The organism is Geodermatophilus sp. SYSU D01105 (genome assembly GCF_054050095.1).
Window position 1 is genome coordinate 1 of sequence record NZ_JBJGYR010000005.1, and the last position, 16,131, is coordinate 16,131.

The window sequence follows — 16,131 nt, forward strand, 5'->3', positions numbered from 1 at the left end:
GCGCGGGCGCCGCCGGGGGGGGCCGGGCCGCGGCCGGGGGTGCGGGGGGGGCGCGGGGGGCGGGCCGCCCCCGCCCCCCCCCCCCACGGCGAGGTCGGTGCGCGGGAGGCCGGACAGACGAAGGCCCCCTCGCGGTGTGCGAGGGGGCCTCGGTCGAGGAGAGCGGGCTCAGCCGTTGAGCTCCAGGGTCTGCGTCGTCTCGGCACGGACCTCGGCGAGCAGGGCGGGGTCGTCGGCCAGGCGGCGGCCGTAGGAGGGGATCGCCTCCTGCAGGAGCGGCCGCCAGCGATCCACCCGCTCGGGGAAGCAGCGCTCGAGCACGGTGAGCATCGCCGAGACCGCCGTGGAGGCGCCGGGGGAGGCGCCCAGCAGGCCGGCGATGGTGCCGTCGCCACCGACGACCAGCTCGGTGCCGAACTGGAGGACGCCGCGGCCGGTCTTCGGGTCCTGCTTGATGACCTGGACCCGCTGGCCGGCGGTGATCATCTCCCAGTCCTGCTGCTCGGCCAGCGGCACGAACGCCGTCAGCGTCTTGTGCCGGGCGCTGCGCGACTGGAGCAGCTCGCCGATGAGATACCGGGTCAGCGCCATCTCGGTGCGCGCCACGCCCAGCATCGACCCGAGGTTGTTCGGCTTGACACTCAGCGGCAGGTCGAAGATCGAGCCGGCCTTGAGGAACTTGGGGGAGAAGCCGGCGTAGGGACCGAACAGCAGCGAGTGGTCCCCGTCGATCAGCCGGAGGTCCAGGTGCGGGACCGACATCGGCGGGGCCCCGACGGCCGCCTGGCCGTAGACCTTGGCCTGGTGCGCCGAGACCAGCTCCGGTGACCGGGTGCGCAGGAACATGCCGCTGACCGGGAAGCCGCCGAAGCCGCGGATCTCCGGGATGCCGGCCTTCTGCAGCAGCGGCAGCGCACCGCCGCCGGCCCCGACGAACACGAAGCGGGTGCGGACGGTGCGCTCCTCGCCGCTGAGGGTGTCGCGGACGGTGACCGTCCACCGGCCGTCGCTGCGCCGCTCCACGGCCGTGACCCGCTGGTTGACGTGCACGTGCACGCCACGGTCCTCGGCGGCGGCGAACAGCAGCCGGGTCAGCGAGCCGAAGTCGACGTCGGTGCCGGCGGTGGCCCGCGTCGCGGCCACCACCTGGTCGGCCGGGCGCCCGGCCATCATCAGCGGCACCCACTGCGCCAGTTCGGCGGCGTCGTCGGTGTACTCCATGCCGGCGAACAGCGGCTGGGCGGCCATGGCCTCGTACCGGGTCCGCATGTACCGGCGGCCCGCCTCGCCGGTGACGAAGCTGATGTGCGGGACCGGGGTGATGAACTCCTTGGGCGACCCGGTGAGGCCGGCGCGGACCAGGTGCGACCAGAACTGCCGCGACACCTGGAACTGCTCGTTGATGGTGAGGGCCTTGGTGACGTCGACCGTGCCGTCCGGCCCGGCGGGCGTGTAGTTGAGCTCGCAGAGGGCCGCGTGACCGGTCCCGGCGTTGTTCCAGGCGTCGGAGCTCTCCCCGGCGACCCCGGCCCCGGACTCGAACACGGTGACGCTCCAGTCGGGAGCGACGACACCGAGCAGCGACGCCAGGGTCGCGCTCATGATGCCGCCGCCGACCAGGACTACGTCGGGGTCGGTGGCGGGGGCGAGATCGGTGGACACGACGGCCTTCCGTGCTCGGGGGAGGAGCTGTACCTACCAGGTAACGGCCACTGACAGCCCGAACATGTCACCCGCCGTGGTGAGTTGTGTCGCACGCAGTCATGAGATGGATCACACCTCGTTCGAGTTGCGCCCCGGTCCCGGTGGCGGCAGGAGGGGTCGGCGCCGCGGCTATCGTCGGTCGGGCGGCGGTGACCGGCCGCGACCGGAACGACCGAGGAGCCCCGCTGTCCGAACCCCGTGACGCCCGGCAGGACGGCGCCCCAGCGGTCCCGGCACCGCGGCGCCCGCGCACCCGGCTGCTGTTCCTGCTCGCCGTCGTGGTCCTGGCCCTCGACCTCGGCAGCAAGCTGCTCGTGGTCGCCACGATCGCCCCGGGGGAGGACGTCCGCCTCCTGGGCGGCCTCGTCTACCTGACCCACGCGCGCAACACCGGCGCGGCGTTCTCCTTCGCCGAGGGCTTCACCATCGTCTTCACGCTGATCGCGGCCGCCGTGGCGGTGGTCATCGTGCGCACCGCGCGCCGGCTGTTCTCGGCCGGCTGGACGGTGGCGCTGGGGCTGGTGCTCGGCGGGGCGGTGGGCAACCTGGTCGACCGCGTCTTCCGCGACCCGGGCTTCCTGCGCGGCGGCGTCGTCGACTTCGTCTCCGTCTTCGCGCCCGACGGCCGGGTGTACCCGATCTTCAACGTGGCCGACTCGGCGATCGTGTGCGGCGGCGTCCTCGGGGCCGTGCTGGCCCTGCGCGGCGTCGAGTTCGACGGCTCCCGGTCGGCGTCCGGGCGGGCGGCGCGCGACGGCGGTCCGGCGGCCGACTGACCCGGCCCCTCCGGGGCGCCGCCCCGGGCTCGCGACGGGGTGGGGGGAGAGGCTCCCTGCTCTGTCACGATGGAGCCGTGACCAGTCCCGCGGGCCAGCACCGGGCCCTCCCGGTGCCGGACGGGCTGGAGGGCCAGCGGGTCGACCAGGCGCTGTCCCGGCTCTTCGGCCTCTCCCGCAGCGCCGCGGCCGACCTCGCCGACGCCGGCGGGGTGCTGCTCGACGGGCGGGTCCGCGGCAAGGGTGACCGGGTGAGCGGCGGCAGCTGGCTGGAGGTCGAGCTGCCCGCGCCGCCCGGGGAGCCGGTCGCCCCCGAGCCGGTCGCCGGCCTCACGGTCGTGCACGACGACGACGACATCGTGGTGGTCGACAAGCCGGTGGGCGTCGCGGCGCACCCGAGCCCCGGCTGGGAGGGGCCCACCGTGGTCGGCGGCCTGGCCGCGGCCGGCTATCGCATCTCCACCTCCGGAGCCGCCGAGCGGCAGGGCGTCGTCCACCGGCTGGACGCCGCCACGACCGGGCTCATGGTGGTGGCCAAGAGCGAGCGCGCCTACACCCTGCTCAAGGCGGCGTTCAAGGAGCGCACCGTCGAGAAGGGCTACCACGCGCTGGTCCAGGGCCACCCCGATCCCTCGCGCGGCACGATCGACGCCCCCATCGACCGGCACCCGCGGCACGACTGGAAGTTCGCCGTCGTGCAGGGCGGCCGGCCGTCGGTGACGCACTACGAGGTCATCGAGGCGTTCCCGGCCGCCAGCCTGGTCGACATCGCGCTCGAGACCGGCCGCACGCACCAGATCCGGGTGCACTTCTCCGCCCTGCGCCACCCGTGCGTGGGCGACACGACCTACGGCGCCGACCCGACCCTGGCCGCCCGCCTGGGGGTGGCGCGGCAGTGGCTGCACGCCGTCCGGCTGGGGATCCCGCACCCGGCCGACGGGCGGTGGATGGAGTTCACCAGCCCGTACCCGCCCGACCTCGCCGGCGCGCTGGACGTCCTGCGCGCAGAGGCGTGAACCCGGGCTCCTGATGGACCTGCCCGGGTCTCTGACCGAGTACGGCCCGGCGGCGCTGTCGGCGGTCGTCGTCGCCGGCTACCTGGTGGCCGGCGAGCCCCTGGTCGGGCACGTGCTGCACCGGCGGTTCGAGGGACGGCTGCGCTCCGACGGCGGCGCCCGCCGGTCCTTCTACCGGCGGCTGCTGGTCCTGGAGTGGGGGCTGGCCCTCGTCGCGGCCGTGGTGTGGCTGGCCGCGCCCGGCGTGACCGCGGGGGAGGTGGGCCTGCGGTGGCCGCAGTCCCTGCCGGGCCCGCTGTCGGGCGCGGCGGCCGTCCTGGTGGTGGCCTTCGTCGTCCTCTCCACGCGGGCGCTGCGCTCGGGCGCGCTGGTCGCGGCCGCCCAGGTGCGCCGGCCGGGGGAGGGGCGGCACGCCGAGCCGCAGGCGCACGCCACGCTCGCGCTGCTGCCCCGGACCCGCGGCGAGCGGCGGCTGTTCACCGTCGTGGGGATCACCGCCGGGGTCTGCGAGGAGTGGCTCTACCGCGGGTTCTTCCTCGCCGTCGTCGCCGCGGTCGCCAGCGGGCTGTCCACCCCCGCGCTGGTCGCCGTCGCCGCCGCCGCCTTCGGCCTGGCGCACGCCTACCAGGGGGTGGCGGGGGTGCTGACCACCGGCGTCCTCGGCGGCGTGCTGGCCGCGCTGTACCTCGACACCGGTTCGCTGCTCCTGCCGGTCGTCCTGCACGTGCTCATCGACCTGCGCTTCCTGCTGGTCCCCGCCAGCGCGCTCCCGGCGGGCAGCCGGTGAGCCGGCCGGACGGCGGGACGGCGCGGGTCGCGACCGCCGAGGACTGGCCCGAGGTGGTGGCGCTGCGGACCCGGGTGTTCGTCGAGGAGCAGGGGGTGCCGGCCGAGATCGAGCAGGACGCCCTCGACGCCACGGCCGTGCACGCGCTCGTGCGGGACGACACGGGGCGGGTGGTGGCCACCGGACGGCTGCTGGCCCGCGAGGGCCGGGCCGTGATCGGCCGGATGGCCGTCGACGCCGGGGTGCGCGGCCACGGGTACGGCGCCGCCGTCCTGGCCGAGCTGCACCGGCAGGCGGTGCTGCGCGGGCTGCCGGAGGTCGAGCTGCACGCCCAGGTCACCGCCCGCGGGTTCTACGAGCGGGCCGGCTACACCCCCGTCGGGGACGTGTACGTGGAGGCCGGGATCGTGCACGTCACGATGCGACGCGCCCTCCCCTGACGCGGCCACAGGGCGGCCGTGACGGATCGGTCCGCCTGTGGCGAGACACCTTCCTGTCGGTGCCCCGGAGTAGACCTCCGTGGTGCGAGGATCGGGTCGTCCCCCGGCCCGCACCCCGGACACAGCACCGCCGGTCTTCCCCGCCGGTCGCCCGCTCCGATCCCCGACGGCCGGGCACGCACGACCTGTGAGGAGCACGCACCCCCGTGAGCAGCACCCCGTCGACCGACTCGTTCGTGCACCTGCACGTCCACACCGAGTACTCGATGCTCGACGGCGCGGCCAAGCTGCCCGAGGTCACCAAGGCCGCGGCGGAGCAGGGCATGCCGGCGCTGGCGATGACCGACCACGGCAACGTCTTCGGCGCCTACGACTTCTACAAGCAGGCCAAGGCGGCCGGCGTGAAGCCGATCATCGGCATGGAGGGCTACTACACCCCCGGGTCGCGGTTCGACCGGGCGCCGTTCGACTTCGGCGACAACCTCATCGACGAGGACGGCGAGGGCGGGTCGTCGCGGGGCAAGGCCGCCTACACCCACATGACGCTGCTGGCCCGCACCACCGAGGGGATGCACAACCTCTTCCGCATCTCCTCCCTGGCCAGCCTGGAGGGCCAGTACCGCAAGCCGCGCTTCGACCGGGACCTGCTGGAGAAGTACGGCAAGGGCCTGATCGCCACCACCGGCTGCCCCTCGGGGGAGGTCAACATGTGGCTGCGGGCCGGCAAGGAGGACCGCGCCCGCCAGGCCGCCGCCGACTTCCAGGACATCTTCGGCAAGGAGAACTTCTACGCCGAGCTGATGGACCACGGGCTGTCCATCGAGAAGAAGACCCGGCCGCAGCTGCTGGCCATCGCGGCGGACCTCGGGATCCCGCTGCTGGCCACCAACGACCTGCACTACACGCACAAGGAGGACGCCGAGGCCCACGACGCGCTCCTGTGCATCCAGACCGGGTCGCGGCTCAACGAGCCGAACCGCTTCAAGTTCAACGGCGACGGCTACTACCTGAAGAGCGCCGCCGAGATGCGGGCGCTGTTCCCCGGTGAGCTCGCCGCGGCCTGCGACAACACGCTGCTGGTCGCCGAGCAGTGCGAGGTGTCCTTCACCGAGGGGGCCGACCTCATGCCGCGCTTCCCGCTCCCGCCGGGGGAGGACGAGACCTCCTGGTTCGTCAAGGAGGTCGAGCGCGGCCTGCACAAGCGCTGGCCGAACGGGATCCCCGACCACGTCCGCAAGCAGGCCGACTACGAGGTCGGGATCATCACCCAGATGGGCTTCCCGGGGTACTTCCTCGTGGTCGCCGACTTCATCAACTGGGCCAAGGACAACGGCATCCGCGTCGGTCCGGGACGTGGGTCGGCCGCCGGGTCGCTGGCCGCCTACGCCATGGGCATCACCGACCTCGACCCGCTGGCGCACGGGCTGATCTTCGAGCGCTTCCTCAACCCGGAGCGCGTCTCCATGCCCGACGTCGACATCGACTTCGACGACCGCCGCCGCGGTGAGGTCATCCAGTACGTCTCGCAGAAGTACGGCGAGGAGCGGGTCAGCCAGATCGTCACCTACGGGACGATCAAGGCCAAGGCCGCCATCAAGGACGCCGCCCGCGTGCTCGACCGGCCCTACTCGGTGGGCGACGAGCTCACCAAGCTCATGCCCCCGGACGTGATGGGCAAGGGCATCCCGCTGTCGGGGGTCTTCGACCCCTCCCACCCGCGCTACAAGGAGGCCTCGGAGTTCCGCGCCCGCTACGAGTCCGACCCGGGCGCGGCCGAGGTGGTCGACCAGGCCCGCAAGCTCGAGGGGCTGAAGCGGCAGTGGGGCGTGCACGCCGCCGGGGTCATCATCGGCCGGTACCCGCTGATCGACAGCATCCCGATCATGCGGCGGGAGAACGACGGCGCGATCATCACGCAGTTCGACTACCCGACCTGCGAGACGCTCGGCCTGCTGAAGATGGACTTCCTGGGCCTGCGCAACCTCACGGTCATCGACGACGCGCTGCGCAACATCGTCGCCAACGGCAAGGAGCCCGTCGACCTCGACGAGATCAGCAAGGACCTCACCGACAAGGCCACCTACGACCTGCTGGCCCGCGGTGACACCCTCGGTGTCTTCCAGTTCGACGGCGGCCCGATGCGGTCGCTGCTGCGGCTCATGCGGCCGGACAACTTCGAGGACATCTCCGCCGTCGGCGCGCTCTACCGGCCCGGCCCGATGGGCGCGAACTCGCACACCAACTACGCGCTGCGCAAGAACGGCCAGCAGGAGATCACGCCGATCCACCCGGAGCTGGCCGAGCCGCTGGAGGACATCCTCGGCACGACCTACGGCCTGATCGTCTACCAGGAGCAGGTCATGGCGATCGCGCAGAAGGTCGCCGGGTACTCCCTCGGCAAGGCCGACCTGCTGCGCCGCGCGATGGGCAAGAAGAAGAAGTCGGTCCTCGACGCGGAGTTCGTCGGCTTCGAGGCCGGCATGAAGGAGCGCGGCTACTCCGACGCGGCGATCAAGACGCTGTGGGACATCCTCGTCCCGTTCGCCGACTACGCCTTCAACAAGGCCCACTCGGCGGCCTACGGCCTGGTGTCGTACTGGACCGCCTACCTCAAGGCCAACTACCCGGCCGAGTACATGGCCGGGCTGCTCACCAGCGTCGGCGACGACAAGGACCGCCGGCCGATCTACCTGGCCGAGTGCCGGCGGATGGGCATCAAGGTGCTCCCGCCCGACGTCAACGAGTCCTCCTGGGACTTCACCGCCGTCGGCACCGACATCCGCTTCGGTCTCGCGTCGGTCCGCAACGTCGGGCACAACGTCGTCGACTCGATCCGCCGGGCCCGCGAGGAGAAGGGCGCGTTCAAGGACTTCGCGGACTTCATGCGCAAGATCGACACGGTGGCCTGCAACAAGAAGGTCATCGAGTCCCTGGCCAAGGCCGGCGCGTTCGACTCCCTCGGGCACTCCCGCCAGGGGATCGTCGCCGTCCACGCCCAGGCCGTCGACTCGGCGATGTCGCTGAAGCGCAAGGAGGCGGAGGGGCAGTTCGACCTGTTCGGCAGCTTCGGCGGCGACGGCGCCGCGGACGACGACCCGTTCGGCGGAGCGCTGGACATCGCCATCCCGACCGCCGACTGGTCCAAGAGCGAGCGGCTGATGTTCGAGCGCGACATGCTCGGCCTCTACGTCTCCGACCACCCGCTGCACGGGGTCGAGCACGTCCTCACCGCGCACGCCGACACCCCGATCGCCGAGATCAACGCCGGCGGTGTGGAGGACGGCGCGAACGTGACGATCGCGGGCATCCTCACGTCGGTCGCCCCGCGCACCAACAAGCAGGGTGCGCCCTGGGCGATCGCGACCCTGGAGGACCTCGAGTCCGGCATCGAGGTGCTGTTCTTCCCGAAGACCTGGGCCGAGGTCTCGGAGAAGGTCGTCCGCGACCAGATCGTCGTGGTCAAGGGGCGGATCAGCCGGCGCGACGACCAGCCCTCGCTGTTCGGCGCCGAGGTGACGATCCCCGAGCTCACGGAGGGCCCGCGCGGCCCGGTCATGGTGTCCATGGCCGCCGCCCGCTGCACCCCGCCGGTCGTCGAGCGGCTGCGCGAGGTCCTGGGCAGCCACCCGGGCACGACCGAGGTGCAGCTGAAGCTGGTCAACGGCAGCCGGGAGACGGTGCTCCGGCTCGACCAGGGCCTGCGGGTGCGGCCGAGCACCGCGCTGATGGGCGACATCAAGGCGCTGCTCGGCCCGACCAGCGTGGCGCTGCTGTGAGCAGGAGGGCCACGCTGCTCCCCGCCACCCGCAGGCTCGCAGCGGAGCCCTGCGGCAGGGCCGCCGTCCCGGGGCCTTGGGCGGCCGGCCGGCGACCCGGGAAGAGTTTCCCGGCCGTCCGGGGTTGACTGGGGTCGTGCACGGTCCCGCAGCCCCCGGTCCCGCCGAGCCGCTGGGCGCTCCCCGGCGGGTGCTGCGGGCCGGCGGGCCGCGCTGGCCCGGTGCCGCCGAGCTGCGGGCCGACCTGCGCAGCGCGCTCGGCGTGACCGGCCTGCTGCTGCTGTGCGGCCTGCCTGCGGGCCTGCTGTGGTGGGCCCTGGCGCCGCGGGCCCGGTTCCAGGTCACCCAGGACGGCCCCGTGCCGATCGGGCGCCCCTCGGCCGAGCTGCTGGTGGCCGACGACGGCGTCTTCACCCTGGTGCTCGCCGGCCTCGGCCTGCTGGCCGGCATCCTGGCCTGGCGGCTGCGTCGCCGCCGCGGCGTGGCCGTGCTGCTCGCGCTCGCCGTGGGCGCGCTGCTCGCCGGGGTCCTGGCCTGGCAGCTCGGTGAGCTGCTCGGCGCCGGGCCGACGCGGGCGCAGCTGGCCGACGTCGGGACAGAGGTCACCACCGGCCTGCGGCTGAACTCGATCGCGGCGCTGGCCGTCGGCCCCTTCTCCGCCGTGCTGGCCTACGTGCTGGGCACCCTGTTCGCCCCCGCCGAGGACCTCGACCGTCCCGACCCGCCGCCCGCCGTGGCCCTGCCGCCGCTGCCTGGCGCACCGGTCCCGGGCGCACCGGTCCCGGCGCCGCCCCGCGAGGACGTCCGCTTCAGTTGACGCTGCGCGGGCCGGCGAACCGCTGCAGCGGGGCGGGCACCGCGCCCACGGTCTCCAGCAGGGTCAGCTCGCGGCGCAGCAGCCGCGACTCCGCCCGCAGCCGGCGCCGGGTGGCCGACTCGGCCAGCAGCGCCTGGCGGTCCTCGGTGGTCAGCAGGGCCGCCGACGCCACCAGGTAGGACAGCGCCCGCGGGTCCCCGGAGACGGCGTCCAGCAGCGCCTCGGGGTCCGGCTCGTCGTCGTCGGACTCCCCGGTGAGGCCGGCGACCGCGCCGACGTACTCGGCGAACAGCTCGCCGACCCCCCGGACCAGCACGTCCAGCGAGCCCCGGGCGACGTCGGACACGAGGTCGTCGAGCGCCGCGTCGGGCGCGGGCCCCTCGGTCGGCGCCAGGCCCTCCTGGTCACCGGCGGCCTCCTCGGCGGCCTCCTCGTCGGCCAGCCACTCCACCTCCGCCTGCAGGTAGGGCGGGTCCTCGGCGACGATGACGTCGAGCAGCCGGAACCGGTCGCCCCCGACGGTCACGATGCGGAAGCCGCCGTCGGTCTGCGGGCGCACCGCCTGCAGGCGGGCGGTGCAGCCGACGTCGTAGAGCGCCTCCGCGGGCGCCACCTGCTCGACCTCCCAGCCCTGCCGGATGGCGACCACGCCGAAGAACCGGCCGTCGGCGTCGGACCGGGCCAGCAGGTCGCGCACCAGCCGCCGGTAGCGGAGCTCGAAGACCTGCAGCGGCAGGACCACCCCGGGGAACAGCGGCGTCGAGAGCGGGAACAGCGGGATCACCTCGCCCATGCACCCTCCTCGCCGGCGCTCGGCGGTCGCGCGGCCGGCGTCCCCGCGCCCCGGCCACGAGCTCGTCCGCTCGATCGTGTGCGCCGAGCCTACGGGGGAGCGGCGGGCCCCGGACCGGGCACGACGCCGGTGCGCCCGAGAGCCCCGTCTACCCTGGGGTGTTCCCGTTCCCCGCCTCGGAACCGCCCGGAGGTCCGCCGTGCTCGCCCGCATCGACCTGCGTGGGTCCGCGTTGCCGGGGGTGCGTGAGCTCTCCGGCCTGCTCCCGCGCGCCGCGACCGACATCGACTCGGTACTGGCGACGGTCCGGCCGCTGTGCGAGGACGTCCGCATCCGCGGCGCCCAGGCGGTCCGCGAGATCACCGCCCGGCTCGACGGTGTCGACCTCGAGGACTTCACCGTCCCCGCCGAGGCCATCGAGCGGGCGCTGGCCGAGATCGACCCCGCCGTCCGGGCCGCGCTGGAGGAGGCGATCTCCCGGGTCCGGAAGGTGCACGCCGACCAGCGGCGCACCGACGTCACCACCCAGGTGGTCCGCGGCGGCACGGTGACCGAGCGCTGGGTGCCGGTGCGCCGGGTGGGCCTCTACGTCCCCGGCGGCCTCGCGCCGCTGCTGTCAAGCGTGGTCATGAACGTCGTCCCGGCGCAGATCGCCGGCGTGGAGTCGATCGCCGTCGCCTCCCCGCCGCAGCGCGACCACGGCGGCCTGCCCGACCCCGGCGTCCTCGCCGCCTGCGCCCTGCTGGGCGTCAGCGAGGTCCACGCCGTCGGCGGGGCCCAGGCGATCGCCGTGTTCGGTTACGGCGCGGGCTCCTGCGAGCCGGTGGACATGGTGACCGGCCCCGGCAACGTCTACGTGACGGCGGCCAAGCGGCTGCTGCGGGGGCTGATCGGCATCGACTCCGAGGCCGGCCCCACGGAGGTCGCGATCCTCGCCGACGACACCGCCGACCCGGCGCACGTGGCCGCGGACCTGATCAGCCAGGCCGAGCACGACCCGCTGGCCGGCGCGGTGCTGGTGACGACCAGCGAGGACCTGGCCGACGCCGTCCTCGGGCTGGTCCCCGGGCAGGTGGCCGCCACCAAGCACTCCGACCGGATCACCACGGCGCTGGAGGGCAGCCAGTCCGGCATCGTCCTGGTCGACGACGTCGAGGCCGGCCTGCGGGTGGTCGACGCCTACGCGGCCGAGCACCTGGAGATCCAGACGCGGGACGCCCGCGAGGTGGCCTCGCGGGTGCGCAACGCCGGTGCGGTCTTCGTCGGCGCCTGGTCGCCGGTGTCGCTGGGCGACTACTGCGCCGGCTCCAACCACGTGCTGCCCACCGGCGGCTGCGCGCGGCACTCGAGCGGCCTGTCGGTGCAGTCTTTCCTCCGCGGCATCCACGTGGTCGAGTACGACGAGCAGGCCCTCGCCGAGGTGGCCGGGCACATCGACGCCCTCGCCGGCGCCGAGGACCTGCCCGCGCACGCCGCCGCCGTCCGGGTCCGGCAGCGCACGTGACCGAGCTCGCGAGGTCACGGGGCGGGCAGAGCGCACGGCTCGACGAGCTCCCGCTGCGGCCGGAGCTGCGGGGCCGCACGCCCTACGGCGCCCCCCAGCTGCCGGCCAAGTACCGGCTCAACACCAACGAGAACCCGCACCCGCTGCCGCCGGAGCTGCTGGCCGACCTCGGCGCGGCCCTCGGGCACGCGGCGCTGGAGCTCAACCGCTACCCCGACCGCGACGCCCTCGACCTGCGCCGCGACCTCGCCGCCTACCTGACCCGCACCGGCGGCCAGCAGCTGGAGGCCGCGCAGGTGTGGGCGGCCAACGGCAGCAACGAGATCCTCCAGCAGGTGCTGCAGGCCTTCGGCGGCGCGGGCCGGACGGCGCTGGGCTTCACGCCCTCGTACTCGATGCACCCGATCATCTCCGCCGGCACCGGCACCGCCTGGGTCGACGGACGGCGGCGCCCGGACTTCACCATCGACCCGGAGGCCGCCGCCGCGCAGGTGCGGGAGGTCGCGCCCGACGTGGTCTTCGTGACCAGCCCCAACAACCCCACCGGCACCGCGGTGGACCTCGCGACGATCGAGGCCCTCCACGACGCGACGTCCGGCGTGGTGGTCGTGGACGAGGCCTACGCCGAGTTCGCCCGCACCGGGACGCCCTCGGCGCTGACCCTGCTCCCGGGCCGGCCGCGGCTGGTCGTCAGCCGCACCATGAGCAAGGCCTTCGGCATGGCCGGGCTGCGGCTGGGCTACCTGGCCGCCGACCCCGCCGTCGTCGACGCGCTGCAGCTGGTCCGGCTGCCCTACCACCTCAGCTCGCTGACCCAGGCCGCGGCCCGGACCGCGCTGGCGCACACCGACGCCCTGCTGGCCACCGTCGACGCGGTCAAGGCCGAGCGGGACCGGATCGTCGCGGCGCTGCCGGGCATGGGCCTGACCAGCGTGCCCAGCGACGCCAACTTCGTCCTGTTCGGCCGCTTCGCCGACGCCCCCGCCGCCTGGCAGGCGCTGCTCGACCGCGACGTCCTCGTCCGCGACGTCGGGCTGCCCGGCTGGCTGCGGGTGACCGCCGGGACGCCGGAGGAGACCGACGCGTTCCTCACCGCGCTGGGTGAGGTCGCGCCCGACCACCGCCTGGGAGACTGACCGCCATGAGTCGCACCGCACGCGTCGAGCGCGAGACCAGCGAGACCAAGCTGGTCGTCGAGCTCGACCTCGACGGCACCGGGACGAGCTCGATCAGCACCGGGGTCGGGTTCTACGACCACATGCTGACCGCGCTGTCGAAGCACAGCGGCATCGACCTCAGCGTCCGGGCCGACGGCGACCTGCACATCGACGCACACCACACGGTGGAGGACGTCGCCATCGCGCTGGGCCAGGCCTTCGCGCAGGCGCTCGGGGACAAGAAGGGCATCACCCGCTACGGCGACGCCACGATCCCCATGGACGAGGTCCTCGCCCAGGCGGCGGTCGACCTCTCCGGCCGGCCGTACTTCGTGCACGCCGAGCCCGAGGACATGACGCCGATGATCGGGCCGGACTACCCGACCAGCCTGACCAAGCACGTGCTGGAGTCCTTCGCGTTCAACGCGCGGATCAGCCTGCACGTACGGGTCCTCTACGCCGGCCGCGACGCCCACCACATCGTCGAGGGCCAGTTCAAGGCGCTGGCCCGGGCGCTGCGGGCGGCCGTCGCCCTCGACCCCCGGGTCACCGACGTCCCCTCCACCAAGGGCGCTCTCTAGGTGACCCCGCGCCGGTTCCCCGCATGACCTTCGCCGTCCTGCTGCTCGTCCTGGGCGGCTTCCTGCTCGGCGGGGCCTGGAGCATCTGGAAGGCCGACTCCGACACCCGCGGCCGCACCGGCCCGCAGGTGTTCTTCGCCGTGGTCCTGCTGGCCGCGGCTCTGCTGGCGACGGCGTCCGGCATCCTCCGGATGGTCTAGCGGCGGCCGGCCGCCACCGCGGCCGCGCCCACCGCGGCCGCGCCCGCCGCGGCCGCGACCCCGGGGGGCCGGCGGCGGGGGAGGGACCGGGCCGCCGTGGCGCCCAGCCCCCAGACGACGGCGGCGGGGTACCCCGACGACACGGGCACGCGGCTGGTCACGGCCGCGGCGGTGCCGGCGACCAGGGCGAGGACGGCGACCGCCCAGGCGTCCCGGCCGCGCGGGCGGACGTCGACCCCCTCGGCCAGGAGCACCTCGGTGGCGCCGGCGGCGCGAGGGGCGCAGCGTCTGCACCGCCGGCCACCGCGGCGAGCACCGCGCCCTGACGGAGGCTGTCCCGGTCCACCGCCACCTCCACCGCTCGGGTGTCCCCAGCGTGACCCCCGTCGCCCGGACCGGCCAGCGGGAACACCGAGCGGTCCGGCCGGCGCTCCCTACTACCGTGAGCGCTGTGAAGAAGGTCGTCGTCCTCGACCACGGGTCGGGCAACCTGCGCTCGGCGGAGCGGGCGCTGACCCGCGTCGGCGCCGACGTCACCGTGACCGGCGACCCGCAGGCGGCCCTCGAGGCCGACGGGCTCGTCGTCCCCGGCGTGGGCGCCTTCGCCGCGTGCATGGCCGGGCTGCGGGCCGTCGACGGCCCGCGGGTGATCGACCGCCGGCTCGCGGGCGGCCGGCCGGTGCTCGGCGTCTGCGTCGGCATGCAGGTCCTCTTCGAGCGCGGCGTGGAGCACGGTCAGGACGCCGAGGGGTGCGGGGAGTGGCCCGGCGTCGTCGAGCAGCTCCAGGCCCCGGTGCTGCCGCACATGGGCTGGAACACCGTCCAGGCGCCGGAGGGCAGTGTCCTGTTCGCCGGGCTCGAGGACCAGCGCTTCTACTTCGTGCACTCCTACGGGGTGCGCGACTTCCCGCTGGGCGCCGACGGTGCGCCGTCCCCGCTGGCGCCGCCGCTGGTCACCTGGGCCGAGCACGGCGACCGGTTCGTCGCCGGCGTGGAGAACGGCGCCCTGTCGGCCACCCAGTTCCACCCCGAGAAGAGCGGCGACGCCGGCGCGCAGCTGCTGACCAACTGGCTGCAGACGCTGTGACACCGCGGTCCTCCCGGACCGCGGGGGTCTCCCGCCCCGCGACCCCGGCGCGCAGCGCCTCCCGGCCTCCTAGCTGCGCAGGTAGGACGCGCCGTTGACGTCGATGATCGTGCCGGTGGAGAACCGCGCGTCGGGGGAGGCCAGCCACAGCACGGCCGAGGCGACCTCCTCGGGCCGGGCCACCCGGCCGTAGGGCGACTGTGCCCGGACGGCGTCCCCACCGGGCCCGTCGAGCACCTCGCGGGCCATCTCGGTCTGCACGAAGCCCGGGGCGACGGTGCCCACCGCGATGCCGTGCGGCGCCAGCGCGACGGCCATGGACTGGCCGAAGGCGTTGAGCCCGGCCTTGGCGGCGCCGTAGGCGGGGGTGTCGGGCTCGCCGCGGAAGGCGCCGCGGCTGGAGACGTTCACGACCGCGCCGCCACCGGCGGCCCGCAGGTGCGGAACCGCCCGGAAGGTCGCGTTGGCCGCGCCGACGAGGTTGACCGCGAGGGTCCGCGACCACGCCGCCTGCCACTCCTCGTAGGACGTCGACAGCGGCGGGTGCGCGGTGAACACCCCGGCGTTGTTGACCAGCACCCGCAGCCCGCCGAGGGCCGCGGCGGCCTCGTCGACCATCCGGCCCACCGCGTCGGCATCGGCGAGGTCGGCCTGCACCAGCACGTGCCCGTCCCCGGGCATCTCGGCCAGCACCTGCTCGGCCCGCTCGCGGGAACTGCCCCAGTGCACGGCCACGCGGTCCCCGCGAGCGGCGAAGGCGTGCGCGATGGCCCGTCCGATGCCGCGGGAACCACCGGTGACCAGGACCGGCCGGGACTCGTCGTCGTCTGCCACGCCGGGCAGTCAACCAGGCGGGGTCCTCACCACCGGCCGCGGTGCACGACCTCCTCGACGCCGCGGCGGCCCCGGCGCAGGGACGGCGACCGGCGGTCCTCGCCGCCCGGGTAGCCGACCGACACGCAGCCCACCGGCCGGTGGTCCGCGGGCACCCCGAAGGCGGCGCGGAAGGCGTCCACCCGCTCGGCGGGCACCCCGAAGAAGCAGGCGCCCAGCCCCTCGTCGACGGCGGTGAGCAGCACCAACAGCGCGGCCATGCCGGTGTCGACGTCCCAGTAGGGGACCGGCCAGCGCGACTCGTCCCGGTCGGTCCAGCCCTTGTCCGGCTCGGCGTAGCGGTCGAGGTAGGCGGTCTTGCACGACAGCGGCACGATCAGCAGCGGTGCCCGCCGCATCCGGGTCAGCCAGGCGTCGGGGGCGCCCGGGGACGTGGTCACCGACCAGAACAGCTCGCGGTCGGCGGCGTCCTCCAGGACCAGGAACGCCCAGCCCTGGCTGAACCCCGCCGACGGCGCGCGGATCGCGTGCTCGAGCAGCCGCTCGCGCACCTCCGGGGGGACCGGGCGGTCGGGGTCGTAGTCGCGCACCATGCGGCGCCGGCGGACGACGTTCGCGAACTCCACGGCGGCCACCCTGCCACCCGCCCCGCGCGCGGG

16 protein-coding genes are annotated in these 16,131 nt (G+C 74.6%); 11 read left to right on the forward strand and 5 right to left on the reverse strand.

The features are described 5' to 3' along the window. Positions 1 to 168 precede the first annotated feature (168 nt). The gene (locus tag ACI79I_RS05700) at positions 169 to 1,662 is read right to left on the reverse strand and encodes a malate:quinone oxidoreductase (protein WP_456991319.1); all 1,494 of its coding nucleotides are present in this window, start codon (positions 1,660 to 1,662) and stop codon (positions 169 to 171) included. A gap of 191 nt (positions 1,663 to 1,853) precedes the next feature. Between ACI79I_RS05700 and lspA the strand changes: the two genes are divergently transcribed. The 6 genes from lspA (at position 1,854) to ACI79I_RS05730 (ending at position 9,316) form a co-directional block, all read left to right on the forward strand. Then, positions 1,854 to 2,480 (forward strand): signal peptidase II, encoded by a 627-nt coding sequence (gene lspA, locus ACI79I_RS05705; protein WP_456991320.1) that lies wholly within the window; start codon positions 1,854 to 1,856, stop codon positions 2,478 to 2,480. A gap of 77 nt (positions 2,481 to 2,557) precedes the next feature. Continuing rightward, positions 2,558 to 3,496, forward strand: a complete 939-nt coding sequence (locus ACI79I_RS05710) for an RluA family pseudouridine synthase (protein ID WP_456991321.1) — start codon at positions 2,558 to 2,560, stop codon at positions 3,494 to 3,496. Between the two features lie 13 nt (positions 3,497 to 3,509). Beyond that, positions 3,510 to 4,283: a CPBP family glutamic-type intramembrane protease gene (locus tag ACI79I_RS05715; RefSeq protein WP_456991322.1), complete on the forward strand. Its 774-nt coding sequence runs from the start codon at positions 3,510 to 3,512 to the stop codon at positions 4,281 to 4,283. Beyond that, a complete protein-coding gene (locus tag ACI79I_RS05720) occupies positions 4,280 to 4,723 on the forward strand; it encodes a GNAT family N-acetyltransferase (RefSeq protein WP_456991323.1) in 444 nt (147 codons plus the stop codon). The genes ACI79I_RS05715 and ACI79I_RS05720 overlap by 4 nt, the downstream gene beginning before the upstream one ends. A gap of 206 nt (positions 4,724 to 4,929) precedes the next feature. Beyond that, positions 4,930 to 8,499 carry a DNA polymerase III subunit alpha gene (gene dnaE / locus ACI79I_RS05725; protein ID WP_456991324.1) on the forward strand — a complete coding sequence of 1,190 codons (3,570 nt, stop codon included), beginning with the start codon at positions 4,930 to 4,932 and terminating at the stop codon, positions 8,497 to 8,499. Between the two features lie 136 nt (positions 8,500 to 8,635). Continuing rightward, on the forward strand, positions 8,636 to 9,316 hold the full coding sequence (locus tag ACI79I_RS05730; protein WP_456991325.1) for a hypothetical protein: 681 nt from the start codon (positions 8,636 to 8,638) through the stop codon (positions 9,314 to 9,316). Here the strand turns inward: ACI79I_RS05730 and ACI79I_RS05735 are convergent. Continuing rightward, positions 9,309 to 10,109 carry an LON peptidase substrate-binding domain-containing protein gene (locus tag ACI79I_RS05735; protein ID WP_456991326.1) on the reverse strand — a complete coding sequence of 267 codons (801 nt, stop codon included), beginning with the start codon at positions 10,107 to 10,109 and terminating at the stop codon, positions 9,309 to 9,311. The two genes, ACI79I_RS05730 and ACI79I_RS05735, sit on opposite strands and share 8 nt — an antisense overlap. A 199-nt stretch (positions 10,110 to 10,308) precedes the next feature. Between ACI79I_RS05735 and hisD the strand changes: the two genes are divergently transcribed. The 4 genes from hisD to ACI79I_RS05755 are packed head-to-tail and all read left to right on the forward strand — an operon-like array spanning position 10,309 to position 13,551. Further along, positions 10,309 to 11,613: a histidinol dehydrogenase gene (hisD, locus tag ACI79I_RS05740; protein WP_456991327.1), complete on the forward strand. Its 1,305-nt coding sequence runs from the start codon at positions 10,309 to 10,311 to the stop codon at positions 11,611 to 11,613. Further along, complete coding sequence (locus tag ACI79I_RS05745; protein ID WP_456991328.1) at positions 11,610 to 12,749, forward strand: histidinol-phosphate transaminase; 1,140 nt, start codon at positions 11,610 to 11,612, stop codon at positions 12,747 to 12,749. Before hisD ends, ACI79I_RS05745 begins: the two co-directional genes overlap by 4 nt. Positions 12,750 to 12,754: 5 nt before the next feature. Continuing rightward, the gene (gene hisB / locus ACI79I_RS05750; RefSeq protein WP_456991329.1) at positions 12,755 to 13,351 is read left to right on the forward strand and encodes an imidazoleglycerol-phosphate dehydratase HisB; all 597 of its coding nucleotides are present in this window, start codon (positions 12,755 to 12,757) and stop codon (positions 13,349 to 13,351) included. A 23-nt stretch (positions 13,352 to 13,374) separates the two neighbouring features. Next, entirely contained in the window at positions 13,375 to 13,551 is a 177-nt protein-coding gene (locus ACI79I_RS05755; protein ID WP_456947504.1) for a hypothetical protein, read from the forward strand. Here ACI79I_RS05755 and ACI79I_RS05760 read toward each other — a convergent pair. Continuing rightward, positions 13,548 to 13,805, reverse strand: coding sequence for a hypothetical protein (locus ACI79I_RS05760; protein WP_456991330.1), 258 nt, complete (start codon positions 13,803 to 13,805; stop codon positions 13,548 to 13,550). The two genes, ACI79I_RS05755 and ACI79I_RS05760, sit on opposite strands and share 4 nt — an antisense overlap. A gap of 188 nt (positions 13,806 to 13,993) precedes the next feature. Between ACI79I_RS05760 and hisH the strand changes: the two genes are divergently transcribed. Further along, the gene (gene hisH / locus ACI79I_RS05765) at positions 13,994 to 14,638 is read left to right on the forward strand and encodes an imidazole glycerol phosphate synthase subunit HisH (RefSeq protein WP_456991331.1); all 645 of its coding nucleotides are present in this window, start codon (positions 13,994 to 13,996) and stop codon (positions 14,636 to 14,638) included. A 69-nt stretch (positions 14,639 to 14,707) separates the two neighbouring features. Here the strand turns inward: hisH and ACI79I_RS05770 are convergent, their stop codons facing one another. Then, positions 14,708 to 15,472 (reverse strand): SDR family NAD(P)-dependent oxidoreductase, encoded by a 765-nt coding sequence (locus ACI79I_RS05770; protein ID WP_456991332.1) that lies wholly within the window; start codon positions 15,470 to 15,472, stop codon positions 14,708 to 14,710. Positions 15,473 to 15,498: 26 nt separating this feature from the next. Beyond that, on the reverse strand, positions 15,499 to 16,098 hold the full coding sequence (locus ACI79I_RS05775; RefSeq protein WP_456991333.1) for a nitroreductase family protein: 600 nt from the start codon (positions 16,096 to 16,098) through the stop codon (positions 15,499 to 15,501). Positions 16,099 to 16,131: the final 33 nt, after the last annotated feature.